Source organism: Enterococcus sp. RTP21361st1_A6_RTP21361_211029, from assembly GCF_040910045.1.
Classification (GTDB): Bacteria; Bacillota; Bacilli; order Lactobacillales; family Enterococcaceae; genus Enterococcus_D; species Enterococcus_D gallinarum.
Genome location: NZ_JBDGBK010000061.1, coordinates 1 through 18,716 on the forward strand (window position 1 = coordinate 1; position 18,716 = coordinate 18,716).

Consider the following 18,716-nt stretch of genomic DNA (forward strand, 5'->3'; position numbering starts at 1 on the left):
GGAGTAATTATCGTTCCAAAGATCATTTCCTGTTTCAATTCCGGTTTTATCCAGAATGATTTGACCTTTTTCTCGCGTATTTTTTGAAGTCACTAAAATGGTCTCACCCGCTTTGATCGTAGCAGTCATGGGTGTGGTATCAATCGTATAAGGCGCCGGCACTGATTTTTCAGTAATGGTTACTTTTGTGCCATGAGGAATCCCATCTAATGTCGCAATCCCTTCTTTGTCAGTAGTCACGTTTTTTGCAGGTAAAGATTTTCCAAAATCTAAATGGAAAACCGTTCCTGGCACAACTTCACCAGATTCTTTATCGACTTTTTTGATTTTTAAAGCTCCCTCAGTTTCCACATCAATTTTGATCGTGTAAGTGTTCGGTTTATCAATCGCCCCGGCCATCAAGGTTTGTTGGCCAGCCATTTTGTAAGCAACCGGTGTTCCAGTTCCAGCAGATTTCTTAAGCGTCAACACACCGCTTTCTTTTGAATTGGTATTCGGTGTGATGACCAATTGATTGCCATTGACACGATAATCAATATTTGCGGTATTTTCCACAACTTCATCGAACTCTGACAAATTCAAATTATTCGTATCCGTTACAGTAGTCGATTGGCCTAACACAGTTTTAGCCGTGCTATTGTGGAAACTTGGTTTCTTCTGATAATCGGAAATAGCTTGATTAATTTTTGCCTCAATGGCTGCGATATTTACGGCACTGCCATCTGGATGCTTCATAGAATGAAGAGTATATCCATTCACTTCTTGCCAGATCATCTTTTGAGCAACCATTTGTGTATCAATGTCTGTACCGGCATTTTTCCATAAAACGGAAACTAATTTCGCTTTCTCTGGCATATCCGGCAATGGATTTTTCTCATAACCAAGAGTGAACTCATTGTAAATTGGCACCCCTGGTTCAATACAGAAAATATCTTGTTTCACGCCATTGTACACAGCATAATGTGGAACAGTGACTTCTGACATTGGACGGCCGTCACTGAAAGTTCCTTCTACAGCATACTGATGTGCTAAATCAAGTTCCACGGTTACCGTTTGTGGATGAGTAATTTCATCGGCGAAGGCAATCGTAGGACCAATCACTCCGCCAATTGTTTGACCAAATAAAGCTAACGTTGCAAATAATCGCCAATTTTTAAATCTCGGCTTTTTCATAAAATAAAATCTCCTTTCAAAATTGGATAATAAAAAAGAGACATCCATTTCTGAATGCCTCAAATGTTTAAAACTATTCTTTTCAAAAATTATCAGATACCGTATATCAAAAACTCCAAAGAGACTTTTCCAATATAGGCATACTGAATGATGCAATCCGTATTCGGGATATCTTTTCCGTCCTCGTATTTATCCATCTTACATTTATTCATAAAGCCTTCCTTTCTTTTTGAACATAAAAAAAGACCCTCAATTTTTGAAGGTCTCATCGTAAAAATTTACGTTATTCATTCACCCAAGCTTCCACTAAATCCACAGTATCACTTTGTGGACGCAAAGTTTTATCATTTATAAAATCAACGTTCACAATCATTGGTAAGGACAAAGCTGTCCCAGTGATAATACAGATACCTTGTGATAAACCTGGAAGCATTGATTTAGAAACTCTATCTAGAGTTGATAATGAATTATCAATTATTTGAAGATCTCGCTCATTCACTAGTTTGTGTAGAAAGAAATTATGAACTTGTGAGAGAAGTGTGGGTGAAATATCTGCTGGTCTTTGACTTGATAAAGTAAGGAAAAAACCAAATTTCCGACCTTCTTTAATGATTTCCTCAAAAGTAGAAAGTCTATAATCCTTCCATGACGTATTGTCGTTTCTTGATTGATCAGACAAAATATTATGTGCTTCATCGATAATAAGATGGAAACTAATCTTATCTTTACTCGTCTTCTGCTCATCAAAAAACATTTTTGAAGTTAACATCGCTACAATTTGTTTAGCTTCTTGATTCAAATCACGTAAAGAAATTATCTCAAGAAATTTGACATTGTCGATCTGTTCCACTATCTCTATATACTTCTGAAAACCTTCAATACGGCTATCGATTCGTTTTAGAAGCGGGTCTATATGATCCGATATGACATTTCGATATAGTAAGTCTTTGACTAATTGTAATTTACATCTAAGTTCAAACTCTTTGAATATATTTAATTTTTCCGTTAGAATCATATTTTCAACCTGATTAAGATTAACGGCCTGCATATGTTTACATTCCCAATTTCCATCAAAAAAAGTACTGTTTACAATAAATTTTGCAGGGTCATCCCTGCTGTATATCTGTGCCTGTTTGATTGGCTCCAAAGCTTCACCAGAATCATAAAATTCATCCAGAATACTTACAAATCTATTCTTTAAATCCATATTGGGAAAAGTCGTAAATATCTCTCTGAGTATAGAACTTATCCATCTTTGTAGTGACTCTTCACCAAAACCAAACTTATTTATCCCTTTAAGAACACGTTCCAAAAAAGGTTTTTGAGTTTGTTGAGTCGCGGAAAAAAGAATAGACAAGATCTCAGAACTAAAAAAGATATCCCTTTTAATCTGTAACCTTTTATTTGAAACGGTTCTAGTAGATAATTCATATATATTTTTTTCGCTCTTAGGTACACCAAATGAGTTATCATGCACGTACTCACCGTTAAAGTCTATGACAACAAATCTACTTTTCTCTCTTAGCAATGGGAACGGTTGTTTAAATAGCTCAAAGTACAATTTATGAAGTGTATTTGACTTACCACTACCAGTATTTCCAAAAATACCAATATGTGACGCAAAAAAAGAACTTATTGGTAAGTTAACCTCAATTTGCTCATTTAAGCTTTTCCCGATTTTAATAGTTTGATCTCCATTAAAATGATCGAAGCTATTTACATAGATAGTTTGTGTCTCCTCAGTTGTCGGTATTGAACAAATATTTCCAATCATTGGAATATATGTTGTACCAGTAGTAAAACAGCCTTCTGAAATATATCCAATAATTTGGATATCAAGAATTCTTTTGATGGTATTCTTACTGAATCTGTTATCCAACTGATAGTTCTGCTTGTTATTTTGAGTATCCCAAATTGATTCAGAATTGACTCTGCCTATTATTTTAATAAAGTTCTGACGAATAACTACAAAACTATTTACACTTAAGTTTTTTATCACTTCACCATTATTAATATATGTCGCTTGGTTCATATCATCAAAAGTGATAGCTTTACACCTGATTCCGTTCACTTCAACAACTAAAGCAACCTCTATATTAGAATTATTCGTCATCATCTACTACCTCCGTATATTGACTATCAATATACTTTTCAGAAAGATTTCCTTCGATAATCCTGTTAAAAGCTTCAAAATCTATAACCGCATCTTTATTATCATAAACTGATACTTCCTCAGAATAAGTGACAATAGTACTATCATTTGATCTAATCTGATTTGTTTCTAACGGTAGGCGAGTCTCGTCTTCGATTTCAGTTTGTTTCATAATAAAATCTGAAGGTGTTATAAACACAATATTGGATGGGACCGCATTGGCTCCAAAGCTAAATTGATTTATTATTTCACTTTTAGTACCGTCTTTATAACAGAAAATGAATACTAATAAATTTGGATTATTTAAAGATCTTTGGACAATGTCTGTTATATGCTCATCTAAAAATGAAAAGCCGAATGCTATTAAAACTGATTGTTCCTTCTCAAGCTCATAAGACAGGAATCTAAGCATATTAAAATACTGTTCTTCAATTAAGGTAGACTGAAATTTCCTTTTTGTGGGTAAGACAATCTGTATTTCACTAATTTTTTCACTTATACCTTGTAATTGATCATAATACTTGTTACCAAAATAATTAATCACTTCAGTAGGGTTCTCAGTAAATCCATCAATACGTTTACCTAATACGACATCTTTCAACTTATCCATGTTAAAGAACCATTGATAAGTTGTATCATAAGCTGTATCTTTTTGAAGTTCTGACCAAACTTCTTCTGCTTCTCTAGCAGTTTTAATAGTGTCCAAAAGACTGTTATCAACAAGCACTCTATCTCTCCCGATAAAGTTTTGCTCATTCATCCAATTCACAGATCCATGACATTTCACCAAATTAATTGTTGGTAATTCGTTGGCATAATTATCAAAGGCCCCAGCATACAACATTGTCTTATTAAAATTTTCAGTGCTAAGATATCTTTTCATATAACCATTCGTCCCGTCATTAAAGAAAATTTTGGGATTCGATTCTATATTTTTTTCGACAGCTATTTCAAGAAACAAATCATAATTCGTAGTAAAGATATTAGTTCTTCTTGGAGAAACACGACTATTTCTTAGTTTTAGGAACTCCACGCAATTAAAAATAAATCTTGAATATTGATTCATCACAGAAGACCCAGAACCCAAGTGGTTTTCCGATTTACCTTTTTTTATATATTCAACCAATATTGAATTATCTTTGATTGCTATATAATAAAAAATAAACATAACTAGTCTTTTACCTTCTTCAGTTATATCTTTGCTAGTCATATATTCCTCAATTTTTCCTAAGCTTGAAAAAAATGGTACCGAAGCTCCTGCTCCAAATAAGAATGTCGTTCTTTTCTCTGAAAGAACAGATCTAAGAGCTTTTACCTTTGAAATTGTCATAATAGTTTCCTCCAAAATTGGAATTCACTATTATTTTACCACCAATTCATAACAAACGATGATTCTCCTCAAAATTGTATTAAGATATTTTTTTAATATCTCAAATTCAAGTAATCTATTCTTTTTAAAAACTAATTAACACCATATATCAAAAACTCCAAAGAGACTTTTCCTATATAGGCATACTGAATAATGCGATCCGTATTTGGGATATCTTTTCCATTCTCGTATCTATCCATCGACCATTTTGTAATCAGCGGTGAAAAAAACTTTCCAAAGTCTTCTCTTTCTAAACGATAATCCCTTCGAATCTTCCTGAATCTTAGTCCCATTCGGAAAGGATCCAACTTTTCAAATTGGTTAATCGTATTTCCCCTTTTCAACATTTTGCTAAAAGTCTCCCCATACAAAATATAAGGGACAGTCACTTTTCCAAGATAGGCAACATTCATTAATCTTTCAATATCAGGAATGTTCGCACCTTTTTCCCATCTATTCACAACATTCTTACCTGCTGGCCGAGTAAAGTTCTTACCAAATTTCTCCAGTGTCTCACCTCGATTTTTCCGAATCTCTTGAACTCGTTCTCCCATCGCTATTTTATCGATGATGGGTAATTTAAACGAACCGTCATCTTGTTTTATATCCATCAAAATTTCTTTACCATCGTTAGACAATAACTGAGTGATTTTCACAATTGCGTTTTTTGACAATGGTCGACTTTGATTTAAAAATTTATTTAGAAGAGATATTTCGATTCCTAACTTCTTAGATAAATCCTCACGAGAAAAATTATTTGTAGTTTGATATTTTTCTAAATCAATCAAGACTTGTTGTTTTCTTTGAGTCATATCTTTAATAAATGATTCAGCACCGAGAACATCACTCAAAATTCTATCGTTCTTTTTAGATATACTGCGTAATCCATTTTCATATTTTACGATTGTAGCTTGTGATATATTTGATAACCTTGCCAATTCTTCTTGAGTTAATTGCTTAGATAACCTAGCTTCTTTTAAATGCTTTCCCATTTTGATTAACTCATCTTTATTTGTTTGCATGAAAAAAGCACCACCTTATGAGATGCTTTCATCATACGCTGACAAGTAAAAATCCTCAAGGGAATTATTCCTTTTTTGTCCTTTTTTGTTAAGTCGTGACAACCGTATGACAGTTTAAACTTTTTTAAACGGGTAAATCACGAATTTTACGCCACTCGAAAAGGTTGATTTAATAGGGTTTCCCGTTGAAAACAAGCTATTTCGCGTTATCCTGGTCGTCCATTTTCAGAACGGCCATGAAGGCTTCCTGTGGAACTTCTACTGAACCGATTTGTTTCATGCGTTTCTTACCTTCTTTTTGTTTCTCTAGGAGTTTCCGTTTACGAGAAACATCCCCACCATAACATTTCGCTAAAACATTTTTGCGCAGAGCCTTGATATCGGAGCGAGCCACGATTTTTTGGCCAATCGCTGCTTGTATCGGTACTTCGAATTGTTGACGCGGGATGAGTTTTTTCAATTTTTCTACGATGGCTTTTCCGCGTTCGTAGGCAAAATCTCGGTGAACAATAAAGCTTAATGCATCGACTTTTTCAGCGTTCAACAAGATATCCATTTTAACTAACTTGCTGGTACGGTAACCGGACATTTCATAATCCAGTGATGCATAACCTTTTGTGCTGGATTTCAGTTTGTCAAAGAAATCAAAGACGATTTCAGATAATGGAATTTCATAGACGACATTGACCCGATAATCATCTAGGTAGTCCATGGTGACAAAATCTCCCCGCTTACGCTGTGAGAGTTCCATAACCGCACCTACATAGTCATTTGGTACCATGATTTGTGCTTTGACAAAAGGTTCTTCGACATTTTCAATAGTACCTGGTTCAGGGAAATCTGCTGGATTATCGACTGTCACGGTTGTTCCGTCTGTCTTGTTGACATGATAGATAACAGAAGGCGCTGTCGTGATCAATTCCAAATTGAACTCACGTTCTAAACGCTCTTGAACAACATCCATATGCAAGAGACCTAGGAAACCACAACGGAAACCAAAGCCTAGCGCTTGAGAAGTTTCAGGCTCGAATTGGAGTGCCGCATCATTCAATTGCAGCTTCTCTAATGCTTCCCGCAGATCATTGTAACGAGAAGTATCGATTGGATAGAGTCCACAATACACCATTGGATTCATTTGACGATACCCTTCCAAAGCTTCTTGGGCTGGATTATTTGCTAGTGTCACAGTATCCCCTACTTGTGTATCTTTCACTGTTTTGATAGCTGCTGTGATATAACCAACATCTCCCACCATCAATGCATCCCGTTGGATCGCTTTAGGTGAAAATACCCCAACTTCGGTGACATCAAAGGTTTTTCCATTACTCATCATTTGAATTTTATCCCCAGGTTTGACCATCCCATCCATGATACGGACGTTCAGAACAACCCCTCGATAAGAATCGTAGACAGAATCAAAGATCAATGCTTTCAATGGCGCTTCAATATCTCCAGCTGGTGCCGGTACATATTCGACAATTTGTTCTAAGATATCTTCGATGCCAATTCCGGCTTTGGCACTAGCTAAAACCGCTTCACTTGCATCGATACCGATAACGTCTTCGATTTCTGTACGTACTCGTTCTGGGTCTGCTGCTGGCAGATCGATTTTATTGATGACTGGTAAGATCTCTAAGTCGTTGTCCAGAGCCAAATAAACATTGGCTAATGTTTGAGCTTCAATCCCTTGAGCTGCATCCACAACCAATACAGCACCTTCACACGCAGCCAAACTCCGCGATACTTCATAAGTGAAATCCACGTGTCCTGGTGTGTCGATCAAATGGAAAATATAGGTTTCACCATCTTTTGCGGTATAATTCAACTCAACCGCATTCAATTTAATGGTGATTCCCCGTTCCCGTTCTAAGTCCATGGAGTCTAATAATTGATTTTGCATTTCTCTGGACGTTACCGTATGAGTTTGTTCCAAAATCCGATCGGCTAGCGTAGACTTTCCGTGGTCAATATGAGCGATAATGGAAAAGTTACGAATCTTTTCCTGTCGTTTTTTCATTTCTTCTATATTCATGGATACGTTCCTCATTTCTTTTAGTCAGCTTTTCTATTATACCAACGAAATGCTGATAATTAAAGTATTTTTCTTGACCGATATCTAAACAAATTTGTTCAGGTTTTGCTATACTATAGCTAGTAAATAAATTGGAGTTGAAAGAATGGACAATAATTTTCATCAAGATTTGCATATTCGACCAGTAGAAGAAAATGATGTCGATCAGTTCAATGAGCTTCTAAGCTATGTTTTTCAAATCACTGAGTCGGACATCGAGGAAAGCGGTTATGAAAGCAAGCGTGAAATGATCAAATCAAAACGACCAATCTTGGAATTATCTAAAGTGTTCGGGTGGTTCAACGGTGATCAGCTTGTTTCACAAATTGCTGTCTATCCCTGTGAAGTGAACATTCATGGAACTCTTTACAAAATGGGCGGCGTGACCGGTGTCGGAACTTACCCTGAATATGCGGGACATGGACTGATGAAAGACTTGATCAAACTCGCTCTTGAAACGATGCGAGCAGATCAGCAATGGATCTCTTATCTCTATCCTTATAATGTTCCTTATTATCGTCGTAAGGGCTGGGAGATGATGTCAGATAAATTAACCTTCAAAATACGTGATACCCAGTTACCAAAAACGGTGGAAGTTCCAGGGATCGTTGAACGAAAAGAGGTAGATGATCCTGACGTTTTCACTGTCTATAATCAATTCTCAAGAGAAAATCATGGCGCATTACAGCGGACCGCTTTCCACTGGGAAGAATACTGGCGCTACGAAAACGAAGAAAGCCGAACAGCAGCTGTCTATTATAATAAAAGTGGTCACCCCACTGGTGTGCTTTTTTATTGGGTCGCCGAAGAAGTCTTTCACGTAAAAGAAATGTTTTACTTGAATCAAGAAGCCCGCAATGGATTATGGAACTTTATCTCGGCTCATTTCTCTATGGTCTACTGGGTCAAAGGCGATATCTATAAAAATGAACCTTTGGCTTTCTTGTTGGAAGACAGCCAAATCAAAGAAACGATCGAACCTTACTATATGGCACGCATCGTTGACGTAACAGAGTTTTTGAAAAAATTCCCCTTTAAAGCATTCGATCAGCCTTTTCATTTCGTTGTCTCCGATCCTGTTGCTGAATGGAATAATGGTATTTTTGGATTGAACGATGCTAAAGGTGAAATCATCGTTTCGAATGATCCGATCGGAAAAGCGGTCCAATTAGATATCCAAACGTTAACTTGCGTACTGATGAATTATCGAAGACCTGCGTATTTGGCTCGAATCGAGCGTCTCCATACCGATTCGGATACGTTACAGTTATTGGAGACTATTATTCCTGATATGGAAGCTTATTTTGGCGACTATTTTTAATCATGTTGATAAAATGAAGGAGAATGAAAATGAATATTTACTTTGCAGCCCCCCTCTTTGCTAAAAGTGATCTGCTTTATAATGCCGATCTAGTCAATCAAATCCGAAGCACCTATCCACAAGCAGATATCTATTTGCCACAAGAAAATGCATCCATTAATGATAAGTCTGCTTATGCTGATAGTAAAATGATAGCTCAAGCTGATACAGAAAAAGTTTTGGAAAGTGACCTAATGATTGCATTATTAGATGGTCTAACGATCGATCCAGGCGTAGCTTCAGAAATCGGCGTGGCTTTTGCCAAAGAAATCCCTGTCTTAGGGTTATATACAGACAGTCGCCAACAAGGAGCAGATAATCAGCAAAAGATTACTGCACTGAAAACTGTAGCCGAAAATCAATTTCATTATTTGAATCTCTATACAGTCGGTTTGATCAAACTGAATGGAGAGATCTATTCTTCAGAAAACGCTTTACTAGAAGGCTTGGCTGCCTATCTCGGGGAGGAACAATAAATGGGTGAGAATTATAAACGTTTATTAAAACTATTTACACTATTTGGCTTCCTTGTTTTCGCATTTTCTGTTTGGGAATTCTTTCGAGGTGTCTATCCTAAACAGCAAGCACTGATTTTTCTAGTTCAAGCATTACTAGGTATTTTGTTGATCTATGTACCTGAATTCAGTAAAAAGCTGTTCCGTATTCAACTGCCCAATGCGACTATTTACTTTTATTGGTTCTTTCTGTTGATCTCGGTCTTTATGGGAACGATTTTGCATCTGATTGAAATTATTTCCTTCTGGGATAAAGTACTGCACACAGTTAGTCCGATGGTTCTGACAGCAGTTGGTTATGGGCTGATCTGTATGTTCCTAAAAGATGTTCCAGTACGAGAAGTTTCTCCATGGCTTTTTCTTCTGATGGGATTTGCTTTTGCAGGCCTGTGTGGTGTTTTTTGGGAGTTCTGGGAGTTTATCTGCGATTCGCTTGGTGGAATGAATCTGCAGCGCTATGCGACGCTAGAAGGCACCCCATTCATTGGCCGCGAGGCATTGATGGATACGATGGGTGATCTTTTGACCAACACGATCGGAGCTGTATTGATGGGATTGATTGCTTACTTCCAAGGGCGAGGCAAGCCTGATTATTTTGAAAGCTATCGTATCAAAAAAATTGAACAGTGATTTTTATCAACTGTCTGAACTAATAAAATTAGTTCAGACAGTTTTTTTATCCGAATGATTTCGCAAAAACTAATTTTGACAATGATCTTTTTTTAGCAAAAATCTCCCAAATTCATTGAACCCGCTTTCATTAATAAAGAATAAACGTTATTTAATAATTTATGTTATTGGACGAGTCCTCTTTATACCAATAATTGCAAAAAGAATTGCCTGAAATGCAGTGTATTTGATTTCACGATTTTCAAAAGGTCTGTTATAATATTTAACAATAAGTCGACCTGGAAGTCAGTAAGGAGATCGCCATGATTTTGACGGTATTTTTTCTTTTGTGCTGCATGATCTTTTCATCTATTACCTATGCCTTTTCTAAAGATGCACGAAAATTCGTCCAACCCCTGCCTATTAAAATCATTTTCATTGCTTCTGCGGCGATTGCCGTTTGGACAATGTTCTTTTCCGTGATTGCGCTAGTAGCTTGGGTCGTTTAAAAAAGCATTCTTGCATGTTTCGAGTGAAGACTCGCTCCTGTGCAAGAATGCTTTTTTACTGTGCTTTTAAAATAATGAAATTTCACTTAATGGCCAGTAACGCAAGATAACTTTTCCTTGCATTTGATCGGCATCCACCACACCGAAAGAACGGCTATCTCTTGAAATCAGACGATTGTCTCCCATAACAAAATATTTTCCCTTAGGGACGGTAATAGAGAAATCTTCAGTGAATTGGGTTGCACTGGCCGCGATTTGCTGGAATAATTCCCGGTAGCTATATTCCTTTTGCAACTGATCATCCGCAAATTGCTTCTTAAAATCTTCTAAGTACTCTTCGTGATACTCTTTGCCATTGATTGTCAGGACGTCATTTTTCATCTCGATTTTATCTCCAGGCAAACCAATTAGGCGTTTCACCGCAATTTTACTGGTATCATCCGGTTCTACGCAAATAATCACGTCTTGCCGCTGATAACTTGAAATCTTGGAAGCAATCAAGCGTTGCCCATCAGACAAAGTCGGATCCATTGAATGCCCGCTGACTTTGACAGGCGTTAAAATAAACAATCGAACGACAACAATCACCACAATAAAAGCGAGAATAAACCAATTCTCTTTTAAAAATTTCTGCATCTTATTTTATTTGCTCCTTCAACTATTTTCTCAGTAGATCCTTCATTAGAAAATAGACCTGCGTTTTGCGTTTACTTCTCAATCTTACGTTTAATTTTCCTTTTCGGCAAGTAAAATCTTTTTACGAAAGTTTTTTTTTAGGAGAAATTTACCAATCTTTGTTTAATAAAAAGGAAGTTCTTAAACCACATTGACGTAGCATAATAACATGATGATTTTTTTATTCAAAAGAAAAAACCTGAAAAATAGCGGAATAGGCAGAAGACTTTATTCAGGTCTTTCCCACAGTATCATTCCGTCTATCATTCAGGTAATTCAAGGGTTATTTTTCTCGTTTAAGTTAGATGACTAAGAAATCTCTTATTCACTTATCGGTGTATTTTCAAAAACAAGCTGGTCATTCAACACTTCTATCGTCACTTTTGTTTTCGGCAGAACACGTCCTGCAACGATTTCTTTAGCCAGAGGTGTTTCTACCTCCCGTGTAATGAAACGTCGCAATGGTCTTGCGCCATAAGCGGGTTCGTACGAATGCTCTGCGATCCATTTTTTGGCTTCTTCTGTAATGGATAATTGAATGTCTTGATTTTCCAATCGTTGAGACAATTGAGCAATAATTTTATCCACGATACCTGTAACATTGGCTAGGCTTAGTGGCGTGAACAAAATTGTATCATCGATACGGTTCAAGAACTCTGGTTTAAAATGACCGCGTAATAGCGAACGAACATTTTCAGCCACCGATTCTGGAATCGTTCCTTCCCCAGTCACACCATCTAATAGTATTTGCGAGCCAATATTGCTCGTCATGATCAAGACCGTGTTCTTGAAATCTACCACTCGACCTTTTGAATCCGTCAATCGGCCGTCATCCAATACTTGCAATAAAATATTGAAAACATCTGGATGGGCTTTTTCGATCTCATCCAATAAGACGATCGTATAAGGGTTACGGCGAACAGCTTCTGTCAGTTGGCCACCTTCTTCAAAACCAACATAACCTGGAGGTGCTCCGACTAAACGTGACACAGAATGTTTCTCCATGTACTCACTCATGTCAATCCGCACCATATGATCTTCTAAATCAAACAGATTGACGGCTAACGCTTTGGCTAACTCGGTCTTACCGACTCCTGTTGGTCCTAAGAATAGGAAAGAACCTAATGGTCGATTTGGATCTTGGAGACCTGCACGGGAACGGATCACCGCATCACTTACTGCATCGACTGCCTCGTCTTGGCCAATCACGCGTTGATGGAGTGTTTCATTCAATTTCAGTAGTTTTTCCCGTTCGCCTTCTACCAATTTCGCAACCGGAATGCCTGTTAGGCGACCAACAACTAGTGCAATTTCGTTTTCAGTCACAGATTCTTGCACCATTCGAACGCCTTCCGCTTGGTTTTTTGCTTCCAATTCGGCAAGTTCTTTTTCTAATTGCGGAATCGTTCCATGGCGTAAAACAGCAGCGCGCTCTAAATCATAATTATTTTCAGCATCTTCTAATTCATGTTTGGCTTTGTCGATTTCTGCCCGTTTATTGGAAACCGCATTGACTTCATCTTTCTCAGTTTCCCATTGCATCTTCATGGTATTGGCTTCTTCCCGCAAATCAGCTAATTCTTCTTGCAGGTTTGCCAACCGTTTTTTAGAAGCATCATCCGTTTCTTTTTTCAATGCGGCTTCTTCAATTTCCAGCTGCATTAAACGTCGCGTGACTTGATCGAGTTCAGTTGGCATTGAATTCATTTCTACGCGGATCGTTGCACTCGCTTCATCAATCAGATCGATTGCTTTATCCGGTAAAAAGCGATCTGTGATATAACGATCGGATAATGTCGCTGCAGCAACTAGTGCATTGTCATGAATGTTGACCCCGTGATGGATCTCAAAGCGTTCTTTTAGTCCCCGCAAGATCGAGATGGTATCTTCAACCGTTGGTTCCTTGACTAAAACTTTTTGGAAACGACGTTCCAAAGCTTTGTCTTTTTCCATATATTGACGGTATTCGTCCAATGTTGTTGCACCGATCGTATGAAGTTCACCACGAGCCAGCATTGGTTTTAGTAAATTACCAGCATCCATGCTGCCTTCCGTTTTGCCGGCACCCACGATATTGTGGATCTCATCAATAAATAAGATGATCCGTCCTTCAGATTTCTTGACTTCTTTCAAGACCGCCTTCAACCGTTCTTCAAATTCACCACGGAATTTTGCTCCAGCGATCAATGCGCCCATGTCTAAAGAGAAAATCGTTTTGTCTTTTAAGTTTTCCGGTACATCTTTTCTAACGATTCGTTGCGCCAGTCCTTCAACGATCGCTGTTTTACCGACACCAGGCTCTCCAATCAAAACAGGATTATTTTTGGTTTTTCTTGAAAGAATACGGATCACATCGCGGATCTCTTCATCCCGGCCAATGATCGGATCCATTTTTCCACTGCGGACTTGTTGAACGAGGTCCACACCATATTTTTCTAAGGCTTTGTATTGTTCTTCTTGGTTTTGAGATGTCACACGTTCTCCCCCTCTCAAAGATTCAATGGTTGCTTTTAATTCTTTTTCATTGATTCCTTGACCTTTTAAGTAATTGGTCAATGGATGGTTTTTTAGTTTCATTAATGCGAGTAAAACGACTTCAGTCGATAAATACTCATCATTGAACCCTTTTTTTAGTTGGTCTGCTTCAGAAAGCAAACGAAATAAGTTTTGACTCATGCTTTGTCCGTATTGAACATTGCCACCTTCAACAGATGGGATTTCATCCAATAGTCGGTCAACTTCCTTCTCGAAAGCATCGACATCAAGACCAGCGTCCGTATAAAAATTGCGGCCAAATTGATTGGCTTGCAATAAAATTTTCCATAAATGAGCGATATCTATCTCCTGATGATGGCGTGTTATCGCTACTTGTTGTGCTTCTGCAATGGCACTTTGTAAAGTTGTTGTCATTTTTTCTGGGTTCATTGTTCTACCTCCCCGTCATTTCTAGGATTTCTCCTACATTGTAGTATACCATTTTGGTCAGTAATGGTCAAAAGATATGCAAGCACTTTTTGACTTTCTTTTTTAGCAAACTATCAGCAAAAGTTGACATAAGGAAAGCTAAGATGGTATGCTTAATGAACCATTTCAACGGAGGAAAAGCAGATGTCACGCTACTATTTTAAATTTATCTTTAAATTTATCAGAAAATCTGCTCTTAACAAGAACACGATGAAGCATTGTTAAGAGCCTACAAGCGCCTAGCGCATCTGCTTCATCAAAGACTCGGAGTGAGGTTTCTTTCTCATGCCCTGGTTTTTGGTGGATACTAAAAAGATTGTAAGCTGTAGACAATGACTGTCTATGGCTTTTTTATATGGAGGAAAATCATGTTAACACTATCAAATCTATCGCAACAATTCGGCGACAAAATCTTGTATGAAGAAGTCAGCGTTCAAATCAATCGTGGCGAGAAAGTCGGACTGATTGGACGAAACGGTGCCGGAAAAAGTACCTTGATCAAAATCATTACCGGGGAGATTCTTCCTGATGAAGGCCAGGTCACTTTCCCAAAAAATCTGAAAATGGGCTATTTGGATCAATATGTCAATGTGGACGAAACCCAAACCATTCGCGATTTCTTACGCTCAGCCTTTGCTGCTGATTTTGAAAAAGAGGCAAAAATTGCTTCACTATATGGTGAATATGCTGAAACATTGGATGATGAGTTACTTGAAAAAGCCGGTGAATTACAAAATCAATTGGATCAAGGTTCCTTCTATCAAATGGACACACTGATTGCTGACTTAGCGGAAGGTCTGGGCATTGCCATTCTTGGTATGGAAACCCCACTGGTCAATTTAAGTGGTGGTCAGCGATCAAAATTAATCTTAGCAAAAATGTTATTGGAAAAACCCGATATGCTGATCTTGGATGAACCAACCAATCACTTAGATGATGAGCACATCAAGTGGCTGGTTCAATTTCTCCAAGATTTCAATGGCACCTATTTGGTGGTTTCTCATGACCAACAGTTTCTCAACCAGATCACGACGCATATCATTGATATTGAATTTGGCAAATTAACGAAATATACCGGCAATCTTGAAAAATCACTGAAACTCAAAGCGTTGCAAAATGAAAGTTATTTGAAACAATATGAAGCCCAACAGGCACATATCAAGAAAACGGAAGCCTATATTCGAAAATATAAAGCGGGCTCTCGTTCTACGATGGCTAAAAGCCGAGAAAAACAATTAGCGAAAATCGAACGATTAACGCCACCAACAGATGCGCCGACACCGCATATTGCTTTTCCTTATGCCCCTATCGTCACAACATTGGCGTTGGAAACAACACACTTAGAAATTGGCTATGACAAACCGCTTTTGTCACCGATCGATTTGACGATACGCTACGGTGAAAAAATCGCTATTCGCGGGTTTAATGGAATTGGGAAATCAACGTTGATCAAGACACTCTTAGGTCAGATACCGGCTATCAATGGATCGGTTTCATTTCCCCAACACACAAAATTCAATTATTTCTCGCAAGACTTAACTTGGGAACAACCATTACAAAATCCTTTGCACTATATGAGCGATAAATTTCCTAAAGCTACAATCAAAGAACTACGCCGCCAATTATCCCGTGCAGGATTGCCGAGTCAGCTGGCACAAGAAGCGCTAAAATCATTGAGTGGTGGCGAACAAACAAAAGTCAAACTTGCCGAAATGATGATGATCAAAAGCAATTTTCTTCTATTGGATGAGCCTACTAATCATATTGACCAAGCAACCAAAGATAATCTGAATGCAGCACTGGCTGATTTTCAAGGAACTGTCTTAGTGGTTTCCCACGAAGCCGATTTCTACGAAGACTTTGCAGATCGAATTATTGAATTAAGTGAATAAGTACGACACTAAAAAATCTCGAAGAAGTGCCGAAATTTCAGCGAACTAGCTGAAGTTTTTGAGGCATGCCTTCGAGATTTTTTTGATTTAGATTTAATAGGAGAAAGAAAAAGTTTCATTCCTTTACTCACGCTTTTTCGTTCTTCAACTCTTCCAACTCAGCACTCATGGTTTTGCGTTTTTCCAAAATGACATAGACGAAACCGATCACGAATGGCCAAATAAAAGTAGCAAATCGATAAAGCAACATCGATGACGCTGCATCAACAGTCCCTACCATTGGTCCAAAAAGTAACATATAAACAAATTCAAACGAACCGATTCCAGCCGGCGTAGGAATAACACCCGATAGGATCACTGCAAAGCTGACAAAAGAAAGCGTCAGTAAGAAGTCGATTTCTGGATGTTTAGGTGCCAATACTACATAAGGAATCACATACCAAGCAGCCAATTTAACGACATTCCAGAAATAGATCCGTAAAAAAGCCGTACGATCACGGAGAATCGAATAGACTGTCTCCCGTAACGAGTAAATCTGCGTATTGCAAGTATCGATGATTTTGCGCATGCTCTTACTTTTGAAAAGTTTGTCGCTGATTACCACAAAAGCGACTTGAACGTTGACACTTACAGAAAGTGCAAGTAAAAAGGCAATAATCAGAAAAGTAACGACCATACCAGCTAATATCACCCAAATCATATTTGGGGCTTTCTCAAAGAATAAAGAAAATTGAATCACTAGCCCTGCGATAGCATAAGTCAAGACCGCCAATTTATACATGACCATATGCAACGTAGTCACACCTACACCTTGTGACAATTTCAATCCATTTTTACGATAAAAATTGACTTCTGATATCAACGTCCCAGCACCAAAAGTAATAATTCGATAGAATCCAGAGTAACAAACGGTAAATAAGCCGTCTTTCGTTGTAAACTCCGGTTGAAATCCTACAGCGATCTCTTTGACGGAACGTCCTTCAATAAATAAGTAAATTGTTCCTAACGCCATCACTGCTGTAACGATCGACAGACTGGTTTGTCTTAATTCCGCCAAAATATCAGTCATAGAGCTGCGAATAAAATAGTACATCGCACCTAAGATCACGACCATTAATAGCAGGTTTAAGGCAAATTTCACTTTTGCTTTCATTTTTAACTCCTTAGGCAAACTTAATAAACAATAGAAGATCTACAATCACACCGAAAGCAAAAAAAATATAAAATTTACGTTTGCGTGTTTTATGGTGAAAAACGCGTTGCGCGATCAATCCACCGATTCCGCCGCCAATCAATCCCATAAACAACAGATTCCATTCAGGGACACGCCATTTTTTTCTTACGGCTTGGTATTTATCATACCCCATCAAGCCAAAAAGATAAAGATTCGCTATAAGTAAATAAAACCACAATGGATTTTGTATAAATTCTGTCATCATTTCTCCTCTGGTTGATATTATTTAGCATCCAAGTCTTCTTCTTGAACACGGACACGAAGGGCCTGTTTCATCACCTTCATTTTAACAGGCAGATTATCTGTCGGATCGCCATCAGTTCGTGTATAAACAGTTTTTTCCTGAGCACGAATCTCAATTTCATTTGCAGTAAAGTACTCGACACCTGGCACTTTCGCAATATGACCACGTATGATCCGGGGCAAATAAATAATGAATTCCAATAGATTGAGTTTTGGCAATAAAATCATGTGAAACAGCCCGTCATCTGGTCGTGCCAACTCGTCGAAATTGGTAAATCCGCCAGCTGAATTGGACATGACTACTGTTAACAATTGACTCTTGCCACGCCAGCGTTTTCCGTCTGCAATAATTTCTAATTTGTATTGTTTCTTTTTGAATAAATAATGGAAAAACCGCTTGGTAAAAGCGAGTGGTCCGAACTGTTGTTTTTCTTCTTGCGAAGTAGCCGCTGCCGTATCGGCCAGCAATCCGATGGTCATCGTCGAGATCATCATGGAGTCATTGACCAATCCATAATCAATTTGTCGATCAGTCCCATTCAATATCGTTTCAAATGCTTCTTCAGGTTTGAGAGGAATCCCTAACATACGGGCAAAGTTATTGACCGTTCCGCCTGGAATAATTGCCACTGTCAGCTTATCTAACTGATCCACAAATGTTTGCAGCGCATGATGGATTGTACCGTCTCCACCAATGATTGCAATCGTATCGATTTGATGTTCTTTCGCATTTTTTTGGATTGTTTCCGGCTCAATATCAGGATTGGAAGGTTGCAAGACTGCTTCACTTTTAGGATCATGTTCTTCTAGATAGTTCTTAAAAGACTCTGCAGTATCCTTGGCATCGCTTTTACCAGCCGTATCATTATATAAAACCATGATCTTCATATTTTTCACTTCCTAAATAAAATAGGGCTGCGAATGGTGC

Annotated in this window: 14 protein-coding genes and 2 pseudogenes; 5 read left to right on the forward strand and 11 right to left on the reverse strand. The window is 37.9% G+C overall.

Going from position 1 to position 18,716, the window contains the following annotated elements:
• From ecbA to lepA, 6 genes and pseudogenes are all read right to left on the reverse strand, one after another.
• Window positions 1-1,173, reverse strand: a pseudogene (ecbA, locus tag AB5Z52_RS11230) (MSCRAMM family collagen-binding adhesin EcbA); the annotation flags it as partial.
• A 92-nt stretch (window positions 1,174-1,265) separates the two neighbouring features.
• Window positions 1,266-1,370: pseudogene (locus tag AB5Z52_RS11235) on the reverse strand (transcriptional regulator); the annotation flags it as partial.
• 86 nt (window positions 1,371-1,456) lie between these two features.
• The gene (locus AB5Z52_RS11240; RefSeq protein ID WP_016171803.1) at window positions 1,457-3,289 is read right to left on the reverse strand and encodes an ATP-binding protein; all 1,833 of its coding nucleotides are present in this window, start codon (window positions 3,287-3,289) and stop codon (window positions 1,457-1,459) included.
• Window positions 3,276-4,655, reverse strand: a complete 1,380-nt coding sequence (locus AB5Z52_RS11245) for a hypothetical protein (RefSeq protein ID WP_368243537.1) — start codon at window positions 4,653-4,655, stop codon at window positions 3,276-3,278. The genes AB5Z52_RS11240 and AB5Z52_RS11245 overlap by 14 nt, the downstream gene beginning before the upstream one ends.
• A gap of 131 nt (window positions 4,656-4,786) precedes the next feature.
• Window positions 4,787-5,716: a helix-turn-helix domain-containing protein gene (locus AB5Z52_RS11250; protein ID WP_368243538.1), complete on the reverse strand. Its 930-nt coding sequence runs from the start codon at window positions 5,714-5,716 to the stop codon at window positions 4,787-4,789.
• 196 nt (window positions 5,717-5,912) lie between these two features.
• Complete coding sequence (gene lepA, locus AB5Z52_RS11255; RefSeq protein ID WP_086269162.1) at window positions 5,913-7,748, reverse strand: translation elongation factor 4; 1,836 nt, start codon at window positions 7,746-7,748, stop codon at window positions 5,913-5,915.
• A gap of 145 nt (window positions 7,749-7,893) precedes the next feature.
• On the opposite strand from lepA, the gene eis reads away from it, so the two are divergent.
• The 4 genes from eis (at window position 7,894) to AB5Z52_RS11275 (ending at window position 10,780) form a co-directional block, all read left to right on the forward strand.
• Window positions 7,894-9,108 (forward strand): enhanced intracellular survival protein Eis, encoded by a 1,215-nt coding sequence (gene eis / locus AB5Z52_RS11260; protein ID WP_368243539.1) that lies wholly within the window; start codon window positions 7,894-7,896, stop codon window positions 9,106-9,108.
• A 29-nt stretch (window positions 9,109-9,137) separates the two neighbouring features.
• Window positions 9,138-9,623, forward strand: a complete 486-nt coding sequence (locus tag AB5Z52_RS11265) for a nucleoside 2-deoxyribosyltransferase (protein ID WP_005471421.1) — start codon at window positions 9,138-9,140, stop codon at window positions 9,621-9,623.
• The gene (locus AB5Z52_RS11270) at window positions 9,624-10,292 is read left to right on the forward strand and encodes a hypothetical protein (RefSeq protein WP_003126512.1); all 669 of its coding nucleotides are present in this window, start codon (window positions 9,624-9,626) and stop codon (window positions 10,290-10,292) included.
• 302 nt (window positions 10,293-10,594) lie between these two features.
• Window positions 10,595-10,780 carry a hypothetical protein gene (locus AB5Z52_RS11275; RefSeq protein WP_003126511.1) on the forward strand — a complete coding sequence of 62 codons (186 nt, stop codon included), beginning with the start codon at window positions 10,595-10,597 and terminating at the stop codon, window positions 10,778-10,780.
• 66 nt (window positions 10,781-10,846) lie between these two features.
• On the opposite strand, the gene lepB is transcribed toward AB5Z52_RS11275, so the two are convergent.
• Window positions 10,847-11,416, reverse strand: a complete 570-nt coding sequence (gene lepB, locus AB5Z52_RS11280) for a signal peptidase I (RefSeq protein WP_003126510.1) — start codon at window positions 11,414-11,416, stop codon at window positions 10,847-10,849.
• Between the two features lie 360 nt (window positions 11,417-11,776).
• The gene (clpB, locus tag AB5Z52_RS11285) at window positions 11,777-14,380 is read right to left on the reverse strand and encodes an ATP-dependent chaperone ClpB (protein WP_368257833.1); all 2,604 of its coding nucleotides are present in this window, start codon (window positions 14,378-14,380) and stop codon (window positions 11,777-11,779) included.
• 407 nt (window positions 14,381-14,787) lie between these two features.
• On the opposite strand from clpB, the gene AB5Z52_RS11290 reads away from it, so the two are divergent.
• A complete protein-coding gene (locus tag AB5Z52_RS11290) occupies window positions 14,788-16,311 on the forward strand; it encodes an ABC-F family ATP-binding cassette domain-containing protein (RefSeq protein ID WP_005471413.1) in 1,524 nt (507 codons plus the stop codon).
• A 127-nt stretch (window positions 16,312-16,438) separates the two neighbouring features.
• Here AB5Z52_RS11290 and AB5Z52_RS11295 read toward each other — a convergent pair whose 3' ends face one another.
• The 3 genes from AB5Z52_RS11295 to AB5Z52_RS11305 are packed head-to-tail and all read right to left on the reverse strand — an operon-like array spanning window position 16,439 to window position 18,676.
• The gene (locus tag AB5Z52_RS11295; protein WP_005471411.1) at window positions 16,439-17,464 is read right to left on the reverse strand and encodes a lysylphosphatidylglycerol synthase transmembrane domain-containing protein; all 1,026 of its coding nucleotides are present in this window, start codon (window positions 17,462-17,464) and stop codon (window positions 16,439-16,441) included.
• Window positions 17,465-17,474: 10 nt separating this feature from the next.
• Complete coding sequence (locus tag AB5Z52_RS11300; protein WP_005471409.1) at window positions 17,475-17,747, reverse strand: DUF1294 domain-containing protein; 273 nt, start codon at window positions 17,745-17,747, stop codon at window positions 17,475-17,477.
• 20 nt (window positions 17,748-17,767) lie between these two features.
• Window positions 17,768-18,676 carry a diacylglycerol kinase family protein gene (locus AB5Z52_RS11305; protein WP_005471407.1) on the reverse strand — a complete coding sequence of 303 codons (909 nt, stop codon included), beginning with the start codon at window positions 18,674-18,676 and terminating at the stop codon, window positions 17,768-17,770.
• Window positions 18,677-18,716: the final 40 nt, after the last annotated feature.

What these genes read in the sequence shown, in the direction of transcription:
- AB5Z52_RS11240 (WP_016171803.1), bottom strand. Translation starts at nt 3,289, where the DNA reads ATGATGACGAATAATTCTAATATAGAGGTTGCTTTAGTTGTTGAAGTG.
- AB5Z52_RS11245 (WP_368243537.1), bottom strand. Translation starts at nt 4,655, where the DNA reads ATGACAATTTCAAAGGTAAAAGCTCTTAGATCTGTTCTTTCAGAGAAA.
- AB5Z52_RS11250 (WP_368243538.1), bottom strand. Translation starts at nt 5,716, where the DNA reads ATGCAAACAAATAAAGATGAGTTAATCAAAATGGGAAAGCATTTAAAA.
- lepA (WP_086269162.1), bottom strand. Translation starts at nt 7,748, where the DNA reads ATGAATATAGAAGAAATGAAAAAACGACAGGAAAAGATTCGTAACTTT.
- eis (WP_368243539.1), top strand. Translation starts at nt 7,894, where the DNA reads ATGGACAATAATTTTCATCAAGATTTGCATATTCGACCAGTAGAAGAA.
- AB5Z52_RS11265 (WP_005471421.1), top strand. Translation starts at nt 9,138, where the DNA reads ATGAATATTTACTTTGCAGCCCCCCTCTTTGCTAAAAGTGATCTGCTT.
- AB5Z52_RS11270 (WP_003126512.1), top strand. Translation starts at nt 9,624, where the DNA reads ATGGGTGAGAATTATAAACGTTTATTAAAACTATTTACACTATTTGGC.
- AB5Z52_RS11275 (WP_003126511.1), top strand. Translation starts at nt 10,595, where the DNA reads ATGATTTTGACGGTATTTTTTCTTTTGTGCTGCATGATCTTTTCATCT.
- lepB (WP_003126510.1), bottom strand. Translation starts at nt 11,416, where the DNA reads ATGCAGAAATTTTTAAAAGAGAATTGGTTTATTCTCGCTTTTATTGTG.
- clpB (WP_368257833.1), bottom strand. Translation starts at nt 14,380, where the DNA reads ATGAACCCAGAAAAAATGACAACAACTTTACAAAGTGCCATTGCAGAA.
- AB5Z52_RS11290 (WP_005471413.1), top strand. Translation starts at nt 14,788, where the DNA reads ATGTTAACACTATCAAATCTATCGCAACAATTCGGCGACAAAATCTTG.
- AB5Z52_RS11295 (WP_005471411.1), bottom strand. Translation starts at nt 17,464, where the DNA reads ATGAAAGCAAAAGTGAAATTTGCCTTAAACCTGCTATTAATGGTCGTG.
- AB5Z52_RS11300 (WP_005471409.1), bottom strand. Translation starts at nt 17,747, where the DNA reads ATGACAGAATTTATACAAAATCCATTGTGGTTTTATTTACTTATAGCG.
- AB5Z52_RS11305 (WP_005471407.1), bottom strand. Translation starts at nt 18,676, where the DNA reads ATGAAGATCATGGTTTTATATAATGATACGGCTGGTAAAAGCGATGCC.